The organism is Pseudomonas paraeruginosa PA7, assembly GCF_000017205.1.
GTDB classification, from domain to species: Bacteria; Pseudomonadota; Gammaproteobacteria; order Pseudomonadales; family Pseudomonadaceae; genus Pseudomonas; species Pseudomonas paraeruginosa.
This window is the reverse complement of the sequence record NC_009656.1, coordinates 262,991-283,420: the sequence shown is the minus strand read 5'-3', so window position 1 is coordinate 283,420 and position 20,430 is coordinate 262,991. Positions and strand designations below refer to the sequence as shown.

Below are 20,430 nucleotides of genomic sequence, written 5' to 3'. Positions count from 1 at the left end.
GGGTCGTGGCGCCGCTGGCTCACTGTCCGGCCTGCGCCACGGCCTTGCCTTTCGCCAGCCTGTCCGCCGCCTCCAGCAGTTCCGGCGCGGCCCACTGCTCGGCGCTGAATTGGCGACGGATCAGGCCGAAACGCTTGGCCGCCTGGATCGAGGCATCCAGCCGGCCGAGGAAGTCGGCGTCCAGGCGTGGCGACAGGGCGTCGCCCAGCTTGCGGCCTCGGTACTCGCTCTGCAGGATCACCACCGGGTAGCTGGCCTGCTTCGATACCAGTTCGATATAGGCATCGCGATTCTCCTCGCGGGCCAGCCAGTCCTGGGCCTGCAACTGCACCTTGAGCAGCCGCTCGGTGATGTCCGGATGGGCATCGACGAAGGCTCCGGAGCCGACCAGCAGCGCCTGCAGGGTGCCGGCGCCGTTCAGGTCGCGGGTGCTCAGCGGAATTTCCGCGAGGCCGCGGTCGCGCAGGGCGAACAGTCCGGCCAGGCCCCAGGTGGCATCGATCTGCCTGGCTGCGAGGGCGGACAGGGCGGCGCTGAAATCGAGGTTGATCACCTTCAGGTCCTTCTCGCTGAGACCGACGCTGGCCAGGGCATTGTCGAACGACAACTGGCTGGCGGTGCCACGGAAGATGCCTACGCGCTTGCCCTTGAGATCCTCCAGGGTCTTGATCCCGGAGCCCGGCTGCACGCCGAGATAGTGGTTGACCCCTCGCGCGGTAGCGGCCAGCAGGCGGCTGTCCAGGCCTCCGGACTTGCCGATGATCGCCGCCAGGTCGCCGAGGTAGGCGAAGTCCACCTGGCCGTTGGCGAAGGCTTCGTTGACCACCGGACCAGCGCCCTTGAAGAAGCTCCATTTCACCGCGATGCCGTCGTTGGCGAATTCCTTCTCCAGCAACTGGCGGGTGTAGAGCACGTCGACCACTCCGCCGCCCGAATGCGAGTTGCCGGCGCTGACGTCCGGCACCGCGATGCGAATCTCCTTCGGCGGAGCGGCGCTCGCCAGCGGCACGTAGGCACCGAGCAGGCCGGCGAGGACAGGCGCGGCGAACAGACCGAGCAGGGAAGACGTAAGCGCTTTCATGGGGCGGCTCCTTGGAACGGGAAGAGAGGGATTCCCGCCGGGAGCGGGTGTGCGGCTAGCTATGCACAGCGGCGCCTGGAAAATAAATAATAAAAATTCATTTTTTTATAACCACAAGCAGTATGACAGGCCGCACGGGCCTCTCCGCGTCATATGCAGCCAGAGCATGGAAAATATTCTCCAAATGCATTTGCCGCTGCCTGGTGCCGTTCTTTAAATGGCCCTTCTTAGCGGAAAAATGCATTTATTCGGCGATTTATATTCCCATGAAGAATATCGATAAAACCCTTTCGCCCGCCTGGAGCCGGCCCCTGCCGCGCCTGGCGCCACCGTCCTCCGCGGCTTTCGCCCGGCGCTTGGGGGACAGCCTGCTGCCCTGGTCGCTGCCGCTCGGGCTGGCGCTGCTGTGGTGGGTCGCCAGCCATTACCACTGGATGTCGGCCCAGGTGCTGCCGACTCCCGAGCTGGTCTGGCAGAGCGCCCGTGAGTTGCTCGCCGGCGAACTCTGGAGCGAATTGGCGATCAGCCTGCGGCGCCTGGCCTGGGGCCTGCTCGCCGGGGTCGCCAGCGGCGCCGCGCTAGGCACCTGGCTGGGCTTCAGTGCGCGTGCCGAGCGCCTGGTCTTCCCCACCTTCAGCGCCCTCGCGCAGATCCCCACGCTGGCCTGGATCCCGCTGTTCATGCTGTTCTTCGGCATCGGCGAACTGCTCAAGCTGGTGGTGCTGGTGAAGGCGGTCGTGGTGCCGGTGACCATCCATACCCTGGTCGGCGTGCGCGACGCCCAGCCCAAGCTGCGCGAAGCCGCCGCGGTGCTGCGCCTGCCGCCACGTCTGCTGATCTGGCGGCTGATCCTGCCGGCGGCGCTGCCGGCCTTCCTCACCGGGCTGCGCCTGGCCCTGGCGCAGGGCTGGACCTCGCTGCTGGCGGTCGAGCTGCTGGCTTCCAGCGAGGGTATCGGCTACCTGATGGTGCAGGGCAGGCAACTGTTCATGCTCGACATCGTGTTCGTCTGCATCCTCGTCATCGGCCTGGTCGGGGTGGGCATGGACCGCGCCATCCACTGGCTCGACCGGCGCCTGCTGCACTGGCCGCAAGCCGCCACCGGCGAATTCCGCCGGCGCCCGCCGGGACGCGGCTGGCAGCGCCTGCAGGTCTGGCTGCCGCCGCTGGCGCTGCTGCTCCTGTGGCAGTCGGCGAGCAGCGCCGAATGGGTCGATCCGGCGATCCTCGCCAGCCCTCTGGAAGTGGCCCGGGCGACCTGGAGCGGAGCGCTCGACGGCAGCCTGCCGGGCGCCCTGTTCGACAGCCTGAAGCGCACGCTCGGCGGCCTCCTGCTGGGCGGCGGCCTGGGTTTCCTCGGCGGTCTCCTGCTCGGCCTGTGGCACCCGGCGGAACGCCTCTTCGGCCCCACTTTCGCGGCACTGCGGCAGGTGGCGATCTTCGCCTGGGTGCCGCTGCTCACCGCCTGGTTCGGCCTGGGCGAGCCGGCCAAGCTGGCGTTCGTTGCCCTCGCCGCCTTCTTCCCGCTGCTGCTGGCCACCCAGCGCGGCATCGCCAGCCTGCCGCCAAGCCTCGGCGAGGCGGCCCGGGTGCTGCGCCTGGGTCCCTGGCGGCGGCTGCTCCGGCTGGCCCTGCCGGGGGCCGCCCCGTCGGTGTTCGCCGGCCTGCGCCTGGCGCTGATCTACGCCTGGCTGGGAACCATCGGCGCCGAGTACTTCATGCCCTCCGACGGCGGCATCGGCAGCCTGATGATCGGCGCCCAGCAATTGTTCCGCATGGACCTGATCGGCGCCGGCATGCTCCTAGTCGGCCTCACCGGCGCCCTGCTCAATGCCCTCGGCCAACGCATCGAAGCGCGCGCCACGCGCTGGAGACACGCATGAACGCACTCACCGCGCCCGCCACGGGCACCCCGCTGGTCAGCTTCCGCCAGGTGCGCAAGCACTTCGCCGTGGACGGCCGGCGACTGGAAGCGATCCAGCAGTTCGACCTGGAGATCGGCGAGGGCGAGTTCATCGCCATCGTCGGCGCCAGCGGCTGCGGCAAGTCTACCCTGCTGCGCCTGCTGATCGGCCTGGACCGCGACTACGACGGCGAGATCAGCGTCGACGGCCGGCCGATCGCCGGCATCGGCGGCGAACGCGGCATCGTGTTCCAGGAGCACCGCCTGTTCCCCTGGCTGACGGTGCAGCAGAACGTCGCCCTCGGCCTGGTCAACGAAGCCCTTGGCGAAACCGACAAGGCGGCGCGGATCGACGAATACATCCGCCTGGTCGGCCTGCACGGCTTCGAGCGTGCCTACCCGCACCAGTTGTCCGGCGGCATGGCCCAGCGCGTGGCGATCGCCCGTGGCCTGGTGGCCAGCCCGCGCCTGCTGCTGCTCGACGAGCCATTCAGCGCCCTCGACGCACTGACCCGCCAGCAATTGCAGGAAGAGCTGCTGGCGATCCGTCGACGCACCCGCATCACCACCCTGCTGGTCACCCACGACGTCGAGGAAGCGCTCTACCTGGCCGACCGGGTAGTGGTGATGGAGCCGCGTCCGGGGCGGATCAGGCGGGTGGTCGAGGTGGACCTGGCGCATCCGCGCGAGCGCGGCGGCTTCGACTTCCTGCGCCAACGCGAGGCGTTGCTGCACGAGCTGACCGCCGACGGCGAGTACCTCGCGCCGCCGCCGCGACGGGTGGAAAACCTGCCCTTCGAATTCCTCGCTTGCTGAAAAGCCCCTCGCCCTGGCCCTTTCCCCCCGCGGGAAGGGCGGGGGCGAAGGCCCCACCCCTCCTCCCATCCAGACGAGACCCGCGCATGAGCAAACGCCCCAACTTCCTGGTGATCGTCGCCGACGACCTGGGCTTCTCCGATATCGGCGCCTTCGGCGGCGAGATCGCCACGCCGAACCTCGACGCCCTGGCCATCGCCGGCCTGCGCCTGACCGACTTCCACACCGCCTCGACCTGCTCGCCGACCCGCTCGATGCTGCTCACCGGCACCGACCACCACATCGCCGGGATCGGCACCATGGCCGAGGCGCTGACCCCGGAACTGGAAGGCAAGCCGGGTTACGAAGGGCATCTCAACGAGCGCGTGGCGGCGCTGCCGGAGCTGCTCCGCGAGGCCGGCTACCAGACCCTCATGGCCGGCAAGTGGCACCTCGGCCTGAAGCCGGAACAGACGCCCCATGCACGCGGTTTCGAGCGTTCCTTCTCGCTGCTGCCGGGCGCCGCCAACCACTATGGCTTCGAGCCTCCCTACGACGAGAGCACCCCGCGCATCCTCAAGGGTACGCCGGCGCTCTACGTGGAGGACGAGCACTACCTCGACACGCTGCCGGAAGGCTTCTATTCCTCCGACGCCTTCGGCGACAAGCTGCTGCAATACCTCAAGGAACGCGACCAGAGCCGGCCGTTCTTCGCCTACCTGCCGTTCTCCGCGCCGCACTGGCCGCTGCAGGCGCCCCGCGAGATCGTCGAGAAATACCGCGGCCGCTACGACGCCGGCCCGGAAGCGCTGCGCCAGGATCGCCTGGCCCGGCTCAAGGAGCTGGGCCTGGTGGAAGCGGACGTCGAAGCCCATCCGGTGCTCGCCCTGAGCCGCGAGTGGGAGAGACTGGATGAAGAGGAAAGGGCGAAGTCGGCGCGGGCGATGGAGGTCTACGCGGCGATGGTCGAGCGCATGGACTGGAACATCGGCCGGGTCGTGGATTACCTGCGCCGACAGGGCGAACTGGACAACACCTTCGTCCTGTTCATGTCCGACAACGGAGCCGAAGGCGCCCTGCTGGAGGCATTCCCGAAGTTCGGCCCGGACCTGCTGGGCTTCCTCGACCAGCACTACGACAACAGCCTGGACAATATCGGCCGCGCCAACTCCTACGTCTGGTACGGCCCGCGCTGGGCCCAGGCGGCCACCGCGCCGTCGCGCCTGTACAAGGCATTCACCACCCAGGGCGGGATTCGCGTGCCAGCGCTGGTGCGCTACCCGCGGCTAAGCCGGCAGGGTGCGATCAGCCATGCCTTCGCCACGGTGATGGACGTCACCCCGACCCTCCTCGACCTCGCCGGTGTCCGCCACCCAGGCAAGCGCTGGCGCGGCCGCGAGATCGCCGAGCCGCGCGGCAGGTCTTGGCTGGGTTGGCTTTCCGGCGAGACCGAGGCGGCCCACGACGAGAACACCGTGACCGGCTGGGAGCTGTTCGGCATGCGCGCGATCCGCCAGGGCGACTGGAAGGCGGTGTACCTGCCGGCACCGGTGGGCCCGGCCACCTGGCAGCTCTACGACCTGGCTCGCGACCCGGGCGAGATCCACGACCTCGCTGACAGCCAGCCGGGCAAGCTGGCGGAGCTGATCGAGCATTGGAAGCGATACGTCAGCGAAACCGGTGTCGTAGAGGGGGCTTCGCCTTTCCTGGTGCGATAAGCGGAACCTCTCCCCCCGCCCTCTCCCTTCAGGAGGGAACGTCTGGCCAGAAGGTCGGGGAGAGGGGCTACTTCGCCGGGTGGAACGAGGCGACCCGGGGTCAGGCCGAGAAACCGCCATCGATGCTCAGGCTGGCCCCGGTGATGTAGGCCGCCTCCGGACCCGCCAGGTAGGCGACGAAGCTGGCGATCTCCTCGCTGCGGGCGTAGCGCGGCAGCGCCATCAGGCCCTTGAGGGTCTCGGCGAAGTCGCCGTCGTCCGGGTTCATGTCGGTGTCCACCGGACCCGGCTGCACGTTGTTCACCGTGATCCCGCGCGGGCCGAGATCGCGGGCCAGGCCCTTGGTCAGGCCGACCAGCGCCGACTTGCTCATGGCGTAGGTGGCGCCGCCGGCGAACGGCATGCGCTCGGCATTGGTGCTGCCGATGCTGATCACCCGGCCGCCGTCGCCCATGTGCCTGATCGCCGCCTGGGTAGCGACGAACACGCTGCGCACGTTGATCGCCAGGGTCCGCTCGAAGTCGGCCAGCGGCAGCTCTTCCACCGAGCCGAAGGCGAGGATAGCAGCGTTGTTGACCAGGATGTCGATGCGGCCGAAGCGAGCCGCGGCTGCGTCGACGGCGGCGACGAGCGCGGCCGCGTCGGCGCTGTCGGCATGCAGGGCGAGGACGCTGGAGCCGGCGGCCTCGAGTTCGGCCGCCAGGGCCCTGGACTTGTCCGCCGAGCTGACGTAGGTGAAGGCGACGCTGGCGCCTTCGGCGGCCAGCCGGCGGACGATGGCGGCGCCGATGCCACGGGAACCGCCCTGGACGAAGGCGACCTTGCCGGCGAGGGATGCAGAGGATACGGACATGGGAAATCTCCAGCGGAAAAGGAAGACAGGCCCTGAGTTTCCGCCGTCCATTGCAGACCTGCTAGCAGGTAATAGCTATATTCAGTCGATACCAATGGTTTATGCGGAACCCTTCTCCCATGGAAACCCTCAGCAACATCCAGTGCTTCGTCCGCAGTGCCGAGGCCGGCAGTTTCGCGGAAGCCGCCAGGCGCCTGGGCCTGACCCCGGCCGGGGTGGGCAAGAACGTCGCGCGCCTGGAAAGCAACCTCGGCGTGCGCCTGTTCCAGCGCAGTACCCGGCGCCTGGCCCTGACCGAAGCCGGGGAGCGTTTCCTGCAGGAGGTCGGCGGCAGCCTCGCCGGCATCCAGACCGCCCTCGCCAATGTCTCCAACGTCGGCAACCAGCCTAGCGGCACGCTCAAGGTCAGCATGGGGCTGGCCTTCGGTCGCGACTACATCCTGCCGTTGCTCGGCGAGTTCCTCGAACGCTATCCCGGCATCGTTCCCGACTGGCATTTCGACAACCGCCAGGTCGACCTCATCGGCGAGGGCTTCGACGCCGCCATCGGCGGCGGTTTCGAGCTGCCTCCCGGGGTGGTCGCGCGCCACCTGACGCCGGGCCACCTGATCCTCCTCGCCTCGCCCGCCTACCTGCGCGACAAGCCGCCGATCCGCCATCCCGGCGACCTGTGCGACTTCGACGGCATCCGCATCCGCTCGCCGCAGACCGGCCGCGTGCGCCCCTGGCCGCTGCGCCGGCGCGACGGCGAGCAGGCACCGATCGAGCTGCGCGAACGCATGACCATGAGCGACCCGGAAGCCACCTGCGAGGTCGCCGCCATGGGCCTGGGCATCACCCTGGTATGCATGCAGCACGCCTACGCCTACCTGGAGTCCGGCGCCCTGGTGCGGGTCCTGCCGGACTGGTACGTCGATGCCGGCAACACCAGCCTCTACTACGCGGCGAACAGGCTGCTGCCGGCCAAGACCCGGGTCTTCGTCGACTTCGTCGTCGATTACTTCCGCCGCCAGGAACTGGCCCGGCGCTTCTGCGCCTTCCCATCCGGCTAGCGCCAGCCGTCCGTCGCCTCGGCAGCAAGGAAAAGGCCCTGGCACCGGCCTCGCCGGAAAAATGGCAGTTTGACATTACCGATTGGGACTCTAGTTTTAGAAAGCGCCGCCGACGAGCTTGGAAAGGCGCCTTCCGCACGGTCCCGGGGACCGCCAGGAAGTCCAGCTCCGATCCGGCACATGGAGTGCAGCATGCGCGAGTCCCTCGGTGTTTCGGTTCCATCCCGCTCCCTGGCCCTGACCTTGGGCCTGTTGTCCCTGCCCTGGGCGCTGTGTGCCGGGCTCTACGCCATGGGCCTCGACACCTGGCTGGCGTTGTCGCTCGGCTGGCTGGCCAGCCTGGCGGCCGTCCTGCCGCTACGGCGCGCCGACCGCCAGTCGGCCACGACGAACAGCGGCAGCGAAGCGGACGCCGCGCTGCCGGCCTGGGACGAGGCGCAGCGCGCGCTCGGCGAGGAAACCGCGCAGCTCGACGGCCATGCCCGGCAGGTCGACGAACTGCTGCATTCGGCGATCCGCCAGTTGAGCGACAGCTTCCATGGCCTCGCCGAGCGCATCGACACCCAGCGCGGCCTGTCGCACTCGCTGATCGAGCGCTACGACGGCCATGGCCAGGTCGACGAGGGAATCAACTTCCAGGACTTCATCCGCACCACCCAGCAAACCCTCAGCCTGTTCGTCGAGGCCACCCTGGAGACCAGCCGCACCTCGCAGCAACTGGTGGAGCGCATGGACCACGTGCGGCAGAAGATCGCCGAGATCCTGCAATCGACCCAGGACATGGATGCCATCGCCAAGCAGACCAACCTGCTCGCCCTCAACGCCGCCATCGAGGCCGCCCGCGCCGGCGAGAGCGGCCGTGGCTTCGCCGTGGTGGCCGACGAGGTGCGCGCGCTGTCGACCCGCTCCACCGAGTTCTCCGCCGCCATCCGCAAGCACGTCGACGTGGTCTACCACGAGATCCAGGACGCCAAGGGCGCCATCTCGCAGCTGGCCGACAAGGACATGTCCTTCGCCCTCGACTCCAAGCAGAAGATCCAGGGCATGCTCGACGACCTGGAGGCGATGAACCGCCACACCCTGAAAGTCATCCACGAGCTGGACCGGCTGTCCCTGGAGGTCGGCCAGGGGGTCAACGCGGCGGTCACCGCCCTGCAGTTCCAGGACATGAGCAGCCAACTGCTCGGCCAGATGCGCAAGCACCACGCGCGCCTCGGCGCCTTCGCCCTCGGTCTCGGCGCGCTGCGGACGCGGCCACGCCAGGAGTGGCCGGCGCGGGTCGCGCAGGAGGTCGCCGAACTGCGCCGGCCGCTGCCCAGCCCGGTGAGCCAGAACAGCGTCGAGGTGGGCGAAGTGGAATTGTTCTGAAGCGCATCGATAGCCAATCCGTCTAACCGGATAACTATCCGACGAGAAACCGGCGCCAATAATTGAAATCCAGCGTACAGCGTCTTTACTGGAGCTAGCAAAGGGCCATCAGAGCCTTCCGCCACAGCCAACGAGCACACCACCTTCGCCGCCGAACCTGGCGCTGCGGTAGGGACACCGTGAGGAAGCAAGACCATGGGCAAACCGATTCTGATCGTCGACGACTCGGCGTCGATCCGCCAGATGCTGAGCTTCACCCTGAAGTCCGCCGGCTACGAGGTGGACGAGGCCGCGGACGGCAAGGAAGGCCTGGGCAAGGCCCAGAGCAGGAACTACAGCCTGGTGTTCACCGACCAGAACATGCCGAACATGGACGGCCTGTCGCTGATCCGCAGCCTGCGCAACCTGGCCGGCTACCGCAGCGTGCCGATCCTGATGCTGACCACCGAATCCAGCGACGCGATGAAGCAGCAGGGGCGCAGCGCCGGCGCCACCGGCTGGCTGGTGAAACCGTTCGACCCGCCGAAGCTGCTCGAAGTGACGCGCAAGGTCCTGCCCTGATTCCCGTTCCCCCGCGGGGGAGGTCCCATGCCCCAGGATATGAGCCAGTTTCTCCAGGTGTTCTTCGAGGAAACCGAAGAACACCTGGCCACCCTCGAACTCCTCCTGATCGGTCTCGACCTGGACCGGCCGGACAGCGAGACGCTGCATGGCATCTTCCGCGCCGCGCATTCGATCAAGGGTTCCAGCGGCATGTTCGGTTTCGACGACATCAGCGCCGTCACCCACGAACTGGAGACCCTGCTCGACCGCATCCGCTGCGGGCAGATGCGCCTGCGGCCGGACATGATCAGCGCCTTCCTCGAAGCCCGCGACGTGCTGCAGCGCCTGCTCGACGCCCACCGCAGCGGCCACGCCGACCCCGACGTGCCGCTGGACGAGACCGTTGAGCGCCTGCGCGGCTGGCTGCGGGCGCCGGAGGAACAGCCCGAGGACGGTTTCGGCTTCTTCGACGGCGCCCCGGGCAGCCCCGCCGAGGACGCCGCGCTCGACGATGCCTTCGGTTTCTTCGACGATGCCCCGGGCGCGCCGGGGGAAGCGTCCGGGACCGAGGCGTTCGGCCTCTTCGATGATTCGCCGGGCACGCCGTTGCCGCAGGAGCGCGCCTTCGGCCTGTTCGACGGCGCCCCCGGCAGCCCCGCCGCGCCCGGCGCGCCAGCGCAAACCATCGCCGCGACGGCCAGGGGCGCAGCCGCGTCCGCGCGTGGCGATGGCGAGTCCGGCTCGATCCGGGTCAGCGTGGAAAAGATCGACAGCCTGATCAACCTGGTCGGCGAACTGGTGATCACCCAGGCCATGCTCGGCCAGCTCGGCGAGCAGCTCGAGCCGAGCCGCCACGAGCGCCTGCAGCACGCCCTCGCCCAGCTCGAACACAACACCCGCGACCTGCAGGAGTCGGTGATGTCGATCCGCATGCTGCCGATCAACTTCATCTTCAGCCGCTTCCCCCGGCTGGTGCGCGACACCGCCGCGCGCCTGGGCAAGCAGGTCGAGCTGCACCTGCACGGCGAGCACACCGAACTGGACAAGAGCGTGATCGAGAAACTCAGCGATCCGCTCACCCACATCGTCCGCAACAGCATCGACCATGGCATCGAGACGCCCGCCGAACGCCTCGCCGCCGGCAAGCCGGCGAGCGGCACGGTGAAGCTCGCCGCCAGCCACCAGGGCGGCAGCGTGGTGGTGGAGGTTTCCGACGACGGGCGCGGCCTGTCGCGCCCGCGCATCCTCGCCAAGGCCCGCGAGCGCAACCTGCCGGTGCATGACGGGATGAGCGACGCCGAGGTCTGGCAACTGGTGTTCATGCCCGGCTTCTCCACCGCCGAGACGGTCACCGAGCTGTCCGGGCGCGGCGTCGGCATGGACGTGGTGAAGCGCAACATCGGCGCCATGGGCGGGCGCATCGACATCGACTCGGCGCCCGGCATGGGCACCCGCATCGGCATCCGCCTGCCGCTGACCCTGGCGATCCTCGACGGCCTGATCGTCGCCGTGGCGGCGGTCAACTACGTGATCCCGCTGACCTACATCGTCGAGTCGCTGCAGGCGCGCAGCGAGGACGTGCGCGGTCTCGGCGGCGAGGACAACGCGATGATCCGGGTACGCGGCGAGTACCTGCCGCTATTCAGCCTGCACGAACTGCTGCGCATCGGCGGCGAGGCGCCGGCGCCGGAACGGGGCATCGTGGTGATCCTCGAGTCCGAAGGGCGCAGCTTCGCCCTGCAGGTGGACGAACTGGTCGGCCAGCAGCAGGTGGTGATCAAGAGCCTGGAACAGAATTTCCGCCGCGTGGAAGGTATCGCCGGCGCCACCATCATGGGCGACGGCAGCGTCGCCCTGATTCTCGACGTCGATGCGCTGCCACGCCTGGCGGCGCGGGAGGACACCGCCGATGAACGGCACTGAGGCAAGCCAGGCGCACGGCCCGGCGCAGGAATACCTGACCTTCACCCTGGGCCGCGAGGAGTATGCCATCGACATCCTCCGCGTGCAGGAGATCCGCGGCTACGACCAGGTCACCGCGATCGCCAACGCGCCGCCCTTCATCAAGGGCGTGATCAACCTGCGCGGGGCGATCGTGCCGATCGTCGACCTGCGCATCAAGTTCCACCTCGCCGAGGTCACCTACGATCCGTTCACCGTGGTGATCATCCTCAACATCGGCCGGCGCATCGTCGGCGTGGTGGTGGACTCGGTCTCCGACGTGATCGCCCTGGGCGGCGACGCGATCAGGCCGCCGCCGGAGTTCGGCGCCAGCTTCGACACCAAATACCTGCTCGGCCTGGCCACCGCGGGCGAGCGCATGTTGATCCTGGTGGACATCGAGAGACTGATGACCAGCCGCGAAATGGCGCTGGTCGACGAAGCCGCGGCCTGAGCGGCGCCAACGAGGGATAGGCAGGGGATATCGAAATGGGTCTGTTCAATGCACATGCGGTGGCGCAGCAACGCGCCGACCGGATCGCCACGCTCCTCCAGTCGTTCGCCGACGGCCAGCTCGACACCGCCGTCGGCGAAGCCCCGGCGCCCGGCTACGAGCGCCTTTATGACAGCCTGCGGGCGCTGCAGCGGCAACTGCGCGAACAACGCGCCGAACTCCAGCAGGTGGAAAGCCTGGAGGCGGGGCTGGCGGAGATGAGCCGCCAGCACGAAGCCGGCTGGATCGACCGGACGATTCCCGACGAGCGCCTGGAGGGCCGCGCGGCGCGCATCGGCAAGGGCATCAACGAACTGGTCGCCGCGCACATCGCGGTGAAGATGAAGGTGGTCAGCGTGGTCACCGCCTACGGCCGGGGCGACTTCGAGCCGCTGATGGACCGCCTGCCGGGCAAGAAGGCGCAGATCACCGAGGCCATCGACGGCGTTCGCGAACGCCTGCGCGGCGCCGCCGAGGCGACCGCGGCGCAACTGGCCACGGCGGCCTACAACGCGCGGATCAAGAGCGCGCTGGACAACGTCTCGGCCAACGTGATGATCGCCGACAACGACCTCAACATCATCTATATGAACCGTACCGTCAGCGAGATGCTCGGTCGCGCCGAAGCGGACATCCGCAAGCAGTTGCCGAACTTCGATGCCGGCCGCCTGATGGGCGCCAACATCGACGTGTTCCACAAGAACCCGGCGCACCAGCGGCACCTGCTGGCCAACCTCACCGGGGTGCACAAGGCCGAGCTGAACCTCGGCGGCCGGCGCTTCGCCCTCGACGTGGTGCCGGTGTTCAACGACGCCAACGAGCGGCTCGGCTCCGCCGTGCAGTGGACCGACCGCACCGAGGAGCATCGCGCCGAGCAGGAAGTCTCGCAGCTGGTCCAGGCGGCGGCCGCCGGCGATTTCAGCAAGCGCGTCGAGGAGAGCGGCAAGGAAGGCTTCTTCCTCAGGCTGGCGAAGGATCTGAACAGCCTGGTGGACACCGCCGACCGCGGCCTGCGCGATGTCTCGCGGATGCTCGGGGCGCTGGCCCAGGGCGACCTCACCCAGCGCATCGAGGCCGACTACCAGGGCACCTTCGGCCAGCTCAAGGACTTCTCCAACGAGACCGCGCAGAGCCTGTCGCGCATGCTCGGGCAGATCCGCGATGCCGCCGACACCATCAATACCGCCGCCGGCGAGATCGCCAGCGGCAACGCCGAGCTGTCGGCGCGCACCGAGCAGCAGGCGTCGAGCCTGGAGGAAACCGCATCGAGCATGGAGGAGCTGACCAGCACGGTGAAGCTCAATGCGGAGAACGCCCGCCAGGCCAACTCGCTGGCGGCCAATGCCTCGGAAGTGGCGACCCAGGGCGGCACCGTGGTGCAGAAGGTGGTCAGCACCATGTCCTCGATCAACGAATCGGCGCGCAAGATCGCCGACATCATCGGGGTGATCGACGGCATCGCCTTCCAGACCAACATCCTCGCCCTCAATGCCGCGGTCGAGGCGGCCCGCGCCGGCGAGCAGGGGCGCGGCTTCGCGGTGGTCGCCGGCGAGGTGCGCACCCTCGCCCAGCGCTCCGCCGCCGCGGCCAAGGAGATCAAGACGCTGATCTCCGACTCGGTGGACAAGGTGGAGAACGGCAATACCCTGGTGGCCCAGGCCGGGCAGACCATGAGCGACATCGTGGTGGCGATCCGCCGGGTCACCGACATCATGTCGGAGATCGCCGCCGCCTCCGCCGAGCAGAGCACTGGCATCGAGGAGGTGAACAGCGCGGTATCGCAGATGGACGACATGACCCAGCAGAACGCCGCCCTGGTGGAGGAAGCGGCGGCCGCCGCCGAGGCGATGCAGGAGCAGGCCGGCCTGCTCAACCAGTCGGTGGCGGTGTTCAGGCTGGACAACGCGCCGAGCGTGGTCCAGCTCGCCAGCGCGCGTCCTCCCGCGCCGCGTCCCGCTGCGCCGGCGCCGCTCGCCCGCGGCGGCATGGCGCGGGCCAGCAAGGCGCGCAAGGAAGACGGCTGGGAAGAGTTCTGAGACCACGCCGCCCCTCCCCCGGCGGAGGGGCGGCAAGCCCCTCGGGCAGACCAGGGAAACCCGACGCCAATGTCCATCTCCACGCCCTCGCCGGTGTTCGGCAACCACGAGTTCCACTACACCCGCGAGGACTTCCAGCAAGTACGCGAGCGGCTCTACCGGCTGACCGGCATCAGCCTGGCCGAGAGCAAGGTGCAGATGGTCTACAGCCGCCTCTCGCGGCGCCTGCGCCTGCTGCGGCTGGCCAGCTTCGCCGAGTACTTCGCCCACCTCGACCGCGAGCCGGGCGAGCGGCAACTGTTCGTCAACGCGCTGACCACCAACCTCACCGCGTTCTTCCGCGAGCGCCACCATTTCCCTCTGCTCGCCGACCTCGCCCGCCGCCAGTTGCAGCGGCACCGCCCGCTGCGCGTCTGGTCGGCGGCGGCCAGCACCGGCGAGGAGCCCTATTCGATCGCCATTACCCTGGTGGAGGCGCTGGGCCGCTTCGACCCACCGGTGAAGATCATCGCCTCGGACATCGACACCGGGGTGCTCGACTGCGCCCGCCAGGGCGTCTACCCGCTGGACCGCCTGGAGCAGTTGCCGGCGCCGCTGAAGAAACGCTTCTTCCTACGCGGCACCGGCCCCAACGCCGGCAAGGCCCGCGTGGTCGAGGAGCTGCGCCAGCTGGTGGAATTCCGCCAGATCAACCTGCTGGAAGCGGACTGGCCGATCGCCGGGGAACTCGACGCGATCTTCTGCCGCAACGTGATGATCTACTTCGACAAGCCGACCCAGACCCGCCTGCTGGAACGCATGGTGGCCCTGCTGCGGCCGGAGGGCCTGTTCTTCGCCGGCCACTCGGAGAACTTCGTGCATGCCAGCCACCTGGTGCGCTCCGTCGGCCAGACCGTCTATCGCCCGGCCTGATCGCGATGAATCTCCAGGCCCGGGAAGGCGCGCCGCTGAACCGCTACTACGATCCGTACTTCGCTTGCGATGCGGTGAAACTGTTGCCCGGCGAGTACTTCGCCAGCGACGAAGACCTGCTGATCGTCACCGTGCTCGGCTCCTGCGTCTCGGTGTGCCTGCGCGACCCGGTCAACGGCATCGGCGGGATGAACCATTTCATGCTTCCCGAGCGCGGCGCCGGCAGCGACCCTGCCTCGCCTTCGGCGCGCTACGGCGGCCACGCCATGGAACTGCTGATCAACCGCATGCTGGCCCTCGGCGCCCGCCGCGAGCGCCTGCAGGCCAAGGTCTTCGGCGGCGGTTCGGTACTGCGCCAGATCAGCGCCGCCATCGGCCAGCGCAACGTCGAGTTCACCCTTGGCTACCTGGCCACCGAGCGCATCCCGCTGCTCGCCAGCGACGTGCTGGAGGCCTTCCCGCGCAAGATCTACTTCTTCCCGCGCAATGGCCGGGTCCTGGTGAAGTCCCTGGTGGAGCTGAAGAACGACACCGTGCTACAGCGTGAACGCGACTACCGCCGCCGTATCGACCGCAATCCGGACGGCGGCCCCATCGACCTGTTCTGACTCGCCGGGAGATCCCGCCATGCCCATCAGCGTCCTGGTCGTCGACGATTCCGCCCTGATCCGCAGCCTGCTCAAGGAGATCATCCAGGCCGACCCGGAGCTGCGCCTGGTCGGCTGCGCGCCGGACGCCTTCGTCGCCCGCGACCTGATCAGGCAGCACGCGCCGGACGTGATCAGCCTCGACGTGGAAATGCCGCGGATGGACGGTCTGACCTTCCTCGACAAGCTGATGAAGGCGCGACCGACCCCGGTGCTGATGATCTCCTCGCTCACCGAACGCGGTTCCGAAGCCACCCTGCGCGCGCTGGAACTGGGCGCGGTGGACTTCATCGCCAAGCCGCGACTGGGCATCGCCGAAGGCATGCAGGCCTACGCCGAGGAAATCCGCGCCAAGCTCAAGACCGTCGCCCGCGCCCGCCTGCGGCGCCGCGCGGCGGACGCGCCGGCGCCGCCGGAGAGCGCGGCGCCGCTGCTCAGCACCGAGAAGATCATCGCCCTCGGCGCTTCCACCGGCGGCACCGAGGCGCTCAAGGAAGTCCTCCTCGGCCTGCCTGCCAACAGCCCCGGGGTAGTCATCACCCAGCACATGCCGCCCGGCTTCACCCGCAGTTTCGCCGAGCGCCTGGACCGCCTGACCCGCCTCGCCGTCAGCGAGGCGCGCGACGGCGACCGCATCCTTCCCGGGCATGCGTTGATCGCGCCGGGCGACTATCACATGCAGGTGCAACGCTCCGGGGCCGACTACATGGTCCGCCTGAACCGCCAGCCGCAGGTCAACGGCCACCGTCCGGCGGTCGACGTGATGTTCGAGTCGCTGGCCCGCTGCGCCGGGCGCAACCTACTCGCCGGCCTGCTCACCGGGATGGGCAGGGACGGCGCGCGCGGACTGCTGGCGATCCGCCAGGCCGGCGGCTACACCCTGGCCCAGGACGAGGCTACCTGCGTGATCTACGGCATGCCCCGCGAAGCGGTGGAACTGGGCGCCGCGGAAGACGTGCTGCCGCTCGAGCGGATCGCCCAGGCGCTGCTCCAGCAGGCTTGCCGACGCGGCGGCGGCAACCGCCTCTGAGGCACGTGGCGAAGGATATTTGCGCCACCGCGCACGCTTTTTCAGACGTCACCGCAACCCGCCCCCGCTATCCGCCCGTCATGACAGGCCCGGTTCATGGGCGCCCAGGACGTCGCCATCATTGTGACGTCAAATTAATGGCGAAATAAAACCAATTTACGTTGCCTGAAATAATGCACAACTGCACAATTGGCCCTTTCGCCAAAAGTTCGACACACGCTTTCGATCCATGATTTCGGCCGCGGGCCGGGCGAGAAACTGATAGGGATAGCCATGGCGGCGAACTGGGGGTTGCGCGGCAAATCGGTGGTGGCGCTGTTGCTGGCCTGTGCCCTGGCACTGGTTCCGGCGGTGCTGCTGGGTTGGCGCGCGATGGACGACATCCGTACGCACTTCGGCCTGGCCTACGCGAAGAACTTCACCCTGCTGCATCGGCAGCAGATCCTCGCCCCGGTCTCCCGCGAACTGGCGTTGTCACGCCGTTTCGCCGAATCGGTGGTGACCCGCGACTGGCTGCTGAAGGAAGACGACCCGGCGCGCCGCGCCCTGTTCTTCCGCGAGGCCGAAGGCTACCGCGGCGATTTCCGCGACCACGCCTACTTCATCATCGCCAGCGGTTCCGGCCACTACTATTTCAACGACGGCCGCCAGGCCCACAGCGACGCGCCGCGCTACACCCTGGAAGCCGACGACCCGGAAGACGCCTGGTACTTCAATACCCTGCGCAACAGCGCCGCCTACAACATCAACGTGAATGTCGACAGCAAGCTGAACCTGACCAAGGTCTGGTTCAACCTGGTGATCCGCGACCAGGGCCGCCCCATCGGCCTGGCCGGCAGCGGCCTGGACCTGAGCGGCTTCCTCGACGACTTCATCATCGCCCGCGAGCCGGGCGTGACGCCGATGATCGTCGGCGACGACGGCGCCATCCAGGCCCACCCGGACCGCCGCCTGATCGCCTACAGCTCGGCCGCCGGCGGCGCCAGCGAACGCCACCGGGTGTTCGACCTGCTCGACCGGCCGGAACAGCGCGACGCCCTGCGCGAGGCCATGCGCCTGGCCCGTGCCAAGGCCGGCTCGGTGCACTGCCTGTGGGCCGGTCTCGACGGCCGCCAGCAGCTGTTCGCCGTGGCCTACATCCCGCAGCTGCGCTGGTACGTGCTCACCGCTGTCGACCTGCATGCCGCCCAGGTCCTCGACAACCGCTGGCTATGGCCGCTGGCGGGGACCTTCCTGCTGTTGCTGGTGGCCCTGCTGCTGGGCTTCGCCTATGCCGTCGAGCGCCTGCTGCTGCGTCCCCTGCGCAGCCTCAAGCGTTCGGCCAAGGCGATCGCCGCCGGACGCTACGACACGCCGCTACCGCTGGCCCGGCAGGACGAGATCGGCTCGCTGTCGAAGGCTTTCGCCAGCATGGCCGACCAGGTCCGCCGGCACACCGCCGAGCTGGAAGACAAGGTCCAGGAACGCACCCAGGCGCTGGAGGAAGCCAACCGCGAGATGGCCGCCGCGCAGAAGAAGATCGGCGACAGCCTCGACTACGCCAGCCTGATCCAGCGCGCCATCCTCCCCGACCGCCAGCTCAGCGCCACCCTCGGCGAGCACCACTTCATCCTGTGGAAACCGCGCGACGTGGTCGGCGGCGATTTCTACGTGTATCGCGAGCAGGCCGACGGCTACCTGATCGGCGTGGTCGACTGCGCCGGGCATGGCGTGCCCGGCGCGCTGATGACCATGCTCGCGCGCGCCGCCATCGACCACGCCATCGAGGCGGTCGGCAGCCGCGACCCGGCGGCGATCCTCGACGAGACCGACCAGGCGATGCGCAGCATGCTCAGCCAGGAGCAGATCCCCCAGGCACTGGCCACCAACATGGACGCCGGGCTGGTCTGGGTCGACCGTCGGCGCGGCCAGCTGGCCTTCGCCGGGGCGAAGATCTCGCTCTACGCCAGCGACGGCGAGGAGGTCCAGGAACTCAAGGGCGCGCGCCGGGCGATCGGCGACAAGCGCCGTGGCGACTACCGCAACATCGAGGTACCGCTGGCGCCGGGCTGGACCTTCTACCTGAGCACCGACGGCTTCCTCGACCAGGCCGGCGGCGAACACGGCTTCGGCTTCGGCAGCCGGCGCTTCGCCGACATGCTCCGCGACCACGCGCGGCAGCCGCTCCCCGAGCAGGCCGAGGCCTTCGTGGCGACCCTCGCCGAGTACCAGGGCGAGCACCCGCAACGCGACGACATCACCATCCTGTCCTTCCGATTCGACTAGGGGCACCCATGGAAACGCTAGACCTGCTGGCCATGCGTGAAAGCTACACCCGCCAACGCATCCTGCTCTGCTTCAACGGACCGATCTCGCGCAGCCTGATCGAGGAGATCGGCCACGCCTTGCGCAACTACCTGCACGCCGAGCAGGCCAAGCCGAGCGAGGCGATGGACGTGTTCGCGGTGTACATCGAGATGACCCAGAACATCCGCCACTACGCCAACCTCAAGGGCTACGGCGAACACGAGGCGGCGGCCACCGTAGCCATCGCCCGCAACGAGGACGGCCACTACGTGGTCTCCGCCGGCAACCTGGTGGAACGCGACGACGGCCAGCGCCTGGTGCAGAGCATCCAGGCCATCGCCAACCTCGACAAGGCCGCCCTCAAGGCCGCCTACAAGGAGCAGCTGCGCCGCCCGCGCGACAGCGGCAGCGCCAGCGGTGCCGGTCTCGGCCTGCTGGACATCGCCCGCAAGTCCAGCGAACCACTGGCCGCATCGCTGAAGGAGCAGCCCGACGGGCGCGCCTTCTTCAGCCTGCGCGCCGTGATCTGACCCCGTGTTTTAGGAAGAACACCATCATGAGTGACCTGCACATACCCGGCACCCAGTCCACGCCCGCCATCCAGGGCGACTGGCAGGCCGGACGCCTGTCCATGCAAGGCGACTCCTACCCGGAAAACTCCTACGAACTATTCGGCCAGGTGATCGACTGGGTCGAGCGCTTCCTCGCCGAGGAGCGCCGTCCGCTGGAACTCGACCTGCGCCTGCTGTACCTGAACACCAGTTCGATCAAGGCCATGATGGACATCTTCGACCTGCTCGAGGAAGCCCATCAGGGCGGCCGTGCCATCGACCTGCGCTGGCACTACGACCGGCGCAACGAACGGGTCGCCGAGCTGGCCGAGGAGTTCCGCGAGGACTGCAGCTTCCCCTTCGCCATCCAGGCCCACGACGAGTAGCCGACGATGAGCCGCGAACGCGAACTGGACGCCTGGATCGACGGCCTGCTGGCCGACCCGCGCTTCCATGGGCATCCGCTGCACGAGGCGCTGGGCCGCCTGCGCCAGCAGTCGCTGGAACAACTGGTGCGGCTGGAACGCATCGCGCGGATCTCCGACGGTTTCCAGTCGATGGCGCGGGAGCAGAACCTGACGCTGTCCGAGCGCTACCACAAGCAACTGCGGCGCCTGGAGAAGGTGGCGCGGATTTCCGACCGCTACCAGCAGATGATGCGCGACCTCAACCTGGCGCTGAAGGAAGCCTCGATCCGCGACCCGCTCACCGGCCTGCCGAACCGGCGCATGTTGCTCGAGCGCCTGCGGGAAGAGAACGAGCGTTCCCAGCGCCACGGCCAGAGCTACGTGCTGGCGATGCTCGACGTGGACTTCTTCAAGCAGGTCAACGACACCTGGGGCCACGACAGCGGCGACCGGGTGCTGGTGGAGATCGCCCGGGCGATGGAGTCCGAGCTGCGCGAATACGACCTGTGCGGGCGCTGGGGCGGCGAGGAATTCCTCCTGCTGCTGCCGCAGACCCGCCTGCAGGACGCCGGCCCGGTGCTCGAACGCGTGCGCGACAGCGTGCGGACCCTGGCGGTGCGGGTCGGCACCGAGGCGCTGAGCGTCACCGCCAGCGTCGGCGTCACCGAGCATCGCATCGGCGAAACCTACTCGCAGACCGTCAACCGCGCCGACGCCGCGCTGCTCGACGCCAAGCGCAGCGGCCGCGACAAATGCGTGTTCGCCGCCGTCCCGGCGACCCCGGCCAGCCCGCGCCCAGCTCCGGCGCGCTGAG

18 protein-coding genes are annotated in these 20,430 nt (G+C 68.6%); 16 read left to right on the top strand and 2 right to left on the bottom strand.

Annotation, left to right across the window (positions count from 1 at the left end; translation table 11 throughout):
- Positions 1 to 19 precede the first annotated feature (19 nt).
- Complete coding sequence (locus PSPA7_RS01265; protein ID WP_003157453.1) at positions 20 to 1,081, bottom strand: ABC transporter substrate-binding protein; 1,062 nt, start codon at positions 1,079 to 1,081, stop codon at positions 20 to 22.
- 266 nt (positions 1,082 to 1,347) lie between these two features.
- Here PSPA7_RS01265 and PSPA7_RS01260 point away from each other — a divergent pair, with 266 nt between their 5' ends.
- From PSPA7_RS01260 to atsA, 3 genes are all read left to right on the top strand, one after another.
- The gene (locus PSPA7_RS01260; RefSeq protein WP_011979219.1) at positions 1,348 to 2,964 is read left to right on the top strand and encodes an ABC transporter permease; all 1,617 of its coding nucleotides are present in this window, start codon (positions 1,348 to 1,350) and stop codon (positions 2,962 to 2,964) included.
- Positions 2,961 to 3,800 (top strand): ABC transporter ATP-binding protein, encoded by an 840-nt coding sequence (locus tag PSPA7_RS01255; RefSeq protein ID WP_011979218.1) that lies wholly within the window; start codon positions 2,961 to 2,963, stop codon positions 3,798 to 3,800. Before PSPA7_RS01260 ends, PSPA7_RS01255 begins: the two co-directional genes overlap by 4 nt.
- A gap of 86 nt (positions 3,801 to 3,886) precedes the next feature.
- Positions 3,887 to 5,497 (top strand): arylsulfatase AtsA, encoded by a 1,611-nt coding sequence (atsA, locus tag PSPA7_RS01250; protein WP_011979217.1) that lies wholly within the window; start codon positions 3,887 to 3,889, stop codon positions 5,495 to 5,497.
- A gap of 100 nt (positions 5,498 to 5,597) precedes the next feature.
- Here the strand turns inward: atsA and PSPA7_RS01245 are convergent, their stop codons facing one another.
- Positions 5,598 to 6,350 (bottom strand): 3-oxoacyl-ACP reductase family protein, encoded by a 753-nt coding sequence (locus PSPA7_RS01245; protein WP_003149588.1) that lies wholly within the window; start codon positions 6,348 to 6,350, stop codon positions 5,598 to 5,600.
- A 119-nt stretch (positions 6,351 to 6,469) separates the two neighbouring features.
- On the opposite strand from PSPA7_RS01245, the gene PSPA7_RS01240 reads away from it, so the two are divergent.
- From PSPA7_RS01240 to siaD, 13 genes are all read left to right on the top strand, one after another.
- A complete protein-coding gene (locus tag PSPA7_RS01240; RefSeq protein ID WP_011979216.1) occupies positions 6,470 to 7,402 on the top strand; it encodes a LysR family transcriptional regulator in 933 nt (310 codons plus the stop codon).
- Between the two features lie 180 nt (positions 7,403 to 7,582).
- Positions 7,583 to 8,770 (top strand): methyl-accepting chemotaxis protein, encoded by a 1,188-nt coding sequence (locus tag PSPA7_RS01235; protein ID WP_374214368.1) that lies wholly within the window; start codon positions 7,583 to 7,585, stop codon positions 8,768 to 8,770.
- Between the two features lie 195 nt (positions 8,771 to 8,965).
- Positions 8,966 to 9,331 (top strand): response regulator, encoded by a 366-nt coding sequence (locus PSPA7_RS01230; protein WP_011979214.1) that lies wholly within the window; start codon positions 8,966 to 8,968, stop codon positions 9,329 to 9,331.
- A gap of 27 nt (positions 9,332 to 9,358) precedes the next feature.
- Entirely contained in the window at positions 9,359 to 11,236 is a 1,878-nt protein-coding gene (locus tag PSPA7_RS01225) for a chemotaxis protein CheA (protein ID WP_011979213.1), read from the top strand.
- Complete coding sequence (locus PSPA7_RS01220; protein ID WP_011979212.1) at positions 11,223 to 11,708, top strand: chemotaxis protein CheW; 486 nt, start codon at positions 11,223 to 11,225, stop codon at positions 11,706 to 11,708. The genes PSPA7_RS01225 and PSPA7_RS01220 overlap by 14 nt, the downstream gene beginning before the upstream one ends.
- 35 nt (positions 11,709 to 11,743) lie before the next feature.
- Positions 11,744 to 13,783, top strand: a complete 2,040-nt coding sequence (gene aer2 / locus PSPA7_RS01215; protein ID WP_011979211.1) for an aerotaxis transducer Aer2 — start codon at positions 11,744 to 11,746, stop codon at positions 13,781 to 13,783.
- A 69-nt stretch (positions 13,784 to 13,852) separates the two neighbouring features.
- Entirely contained in the window at positions 13,853 to 14,695 is an 843-nt protein-coding gene (locus PSPA7_RS01210) for a CheR family methyltransferase (protein WP_011979210.1), read from the top strand.
- 5 nt (positions 14,696 to 14,700) lie between these two features.
- Entirely contained in the window at positions 14,701 to 15,303 is a 603-nt protein-coding gene (gene cheD / locus PSPA7_RS01205; RefSeq protein ID WP_011979209.1) for a chemoreceptor glutamine deamidase CheD, read from the top strand.
- A gap of 19 nt (positions 15,304 to 15,322) precedes the next feature.
- The gene (locus PSPA7_RS01200) at positions 15,323 to 16,372 is read left to right on the top strand and encodes a protein-glutamate methylesterase/protein-glutamine glutaminase (RefSeq protein WP_011979208.1); all 1,050 of its coding nucleotides are present in this window, start codon (positions 15,323 to 15,325) and stop codon (positions 16,370 to 16,372) included.
- A 273-nt stretch (positions 16,373 to 16,645) separates the two neighbouring features.
- Positions 16,646 to 18,637 (top strand): biofilm regulation protein phosphatase SiaA, encoded by a 1,992-nt coding sequence (siaA, locus tag PSPA7_RS01195; protein ID WP_011979207.1) that lies wholly within the window; start codon positions 16,646 to 16,648, stop codon positions 18,635 to 18,637.
- Positions 18,638 to 18,645: 8 nt separating this feature from the next.
- Positions 18,646 to 19,188 carry a biofilm formation regulator kinase SiaB gene (gene siaB, locus PSPA7_RS01190; protein ID WP_011979206.1) on the top strand — a complete coding sequence of 181 codons (543 nt, stop codon included), beginning with the start codon at positions 18,646 to 18,648 and terminating at the stop codon, positions 19,186 to 19,188.
- Between the two features lie 26 nt (positions 19,189 to 19,214).
- Positions 19,215 to 19,595: a biofilm formation regulator SiaD modulator protein SiaC gene (gene siaC / locus PSPA7_RS01185; RefSeq protein WP_003150848.1), complete on the top strand. Its 381-nt coding sequence runs from the start codon at positions 19,215 to 19,217 to the stop codon at positions 19,593 to 19,595.
- 6 nt (positions 19,596 to 19,601) lie between these two features.
- Positions 19,602 to 20,429: a biofilm formation regulator diguanylate cyclase SiaD gene (gene siaD, locus PSPA7_RS01180; protein ID WP_011979205.1), complete on the top strand. Its 828-nt coding sequence runs from the start codon at positions 19,602 to 19,604 to the stop codon at positions 20,427 to 20,429.
- Position 20,430 lies beyond the last annotated feature (1 nt).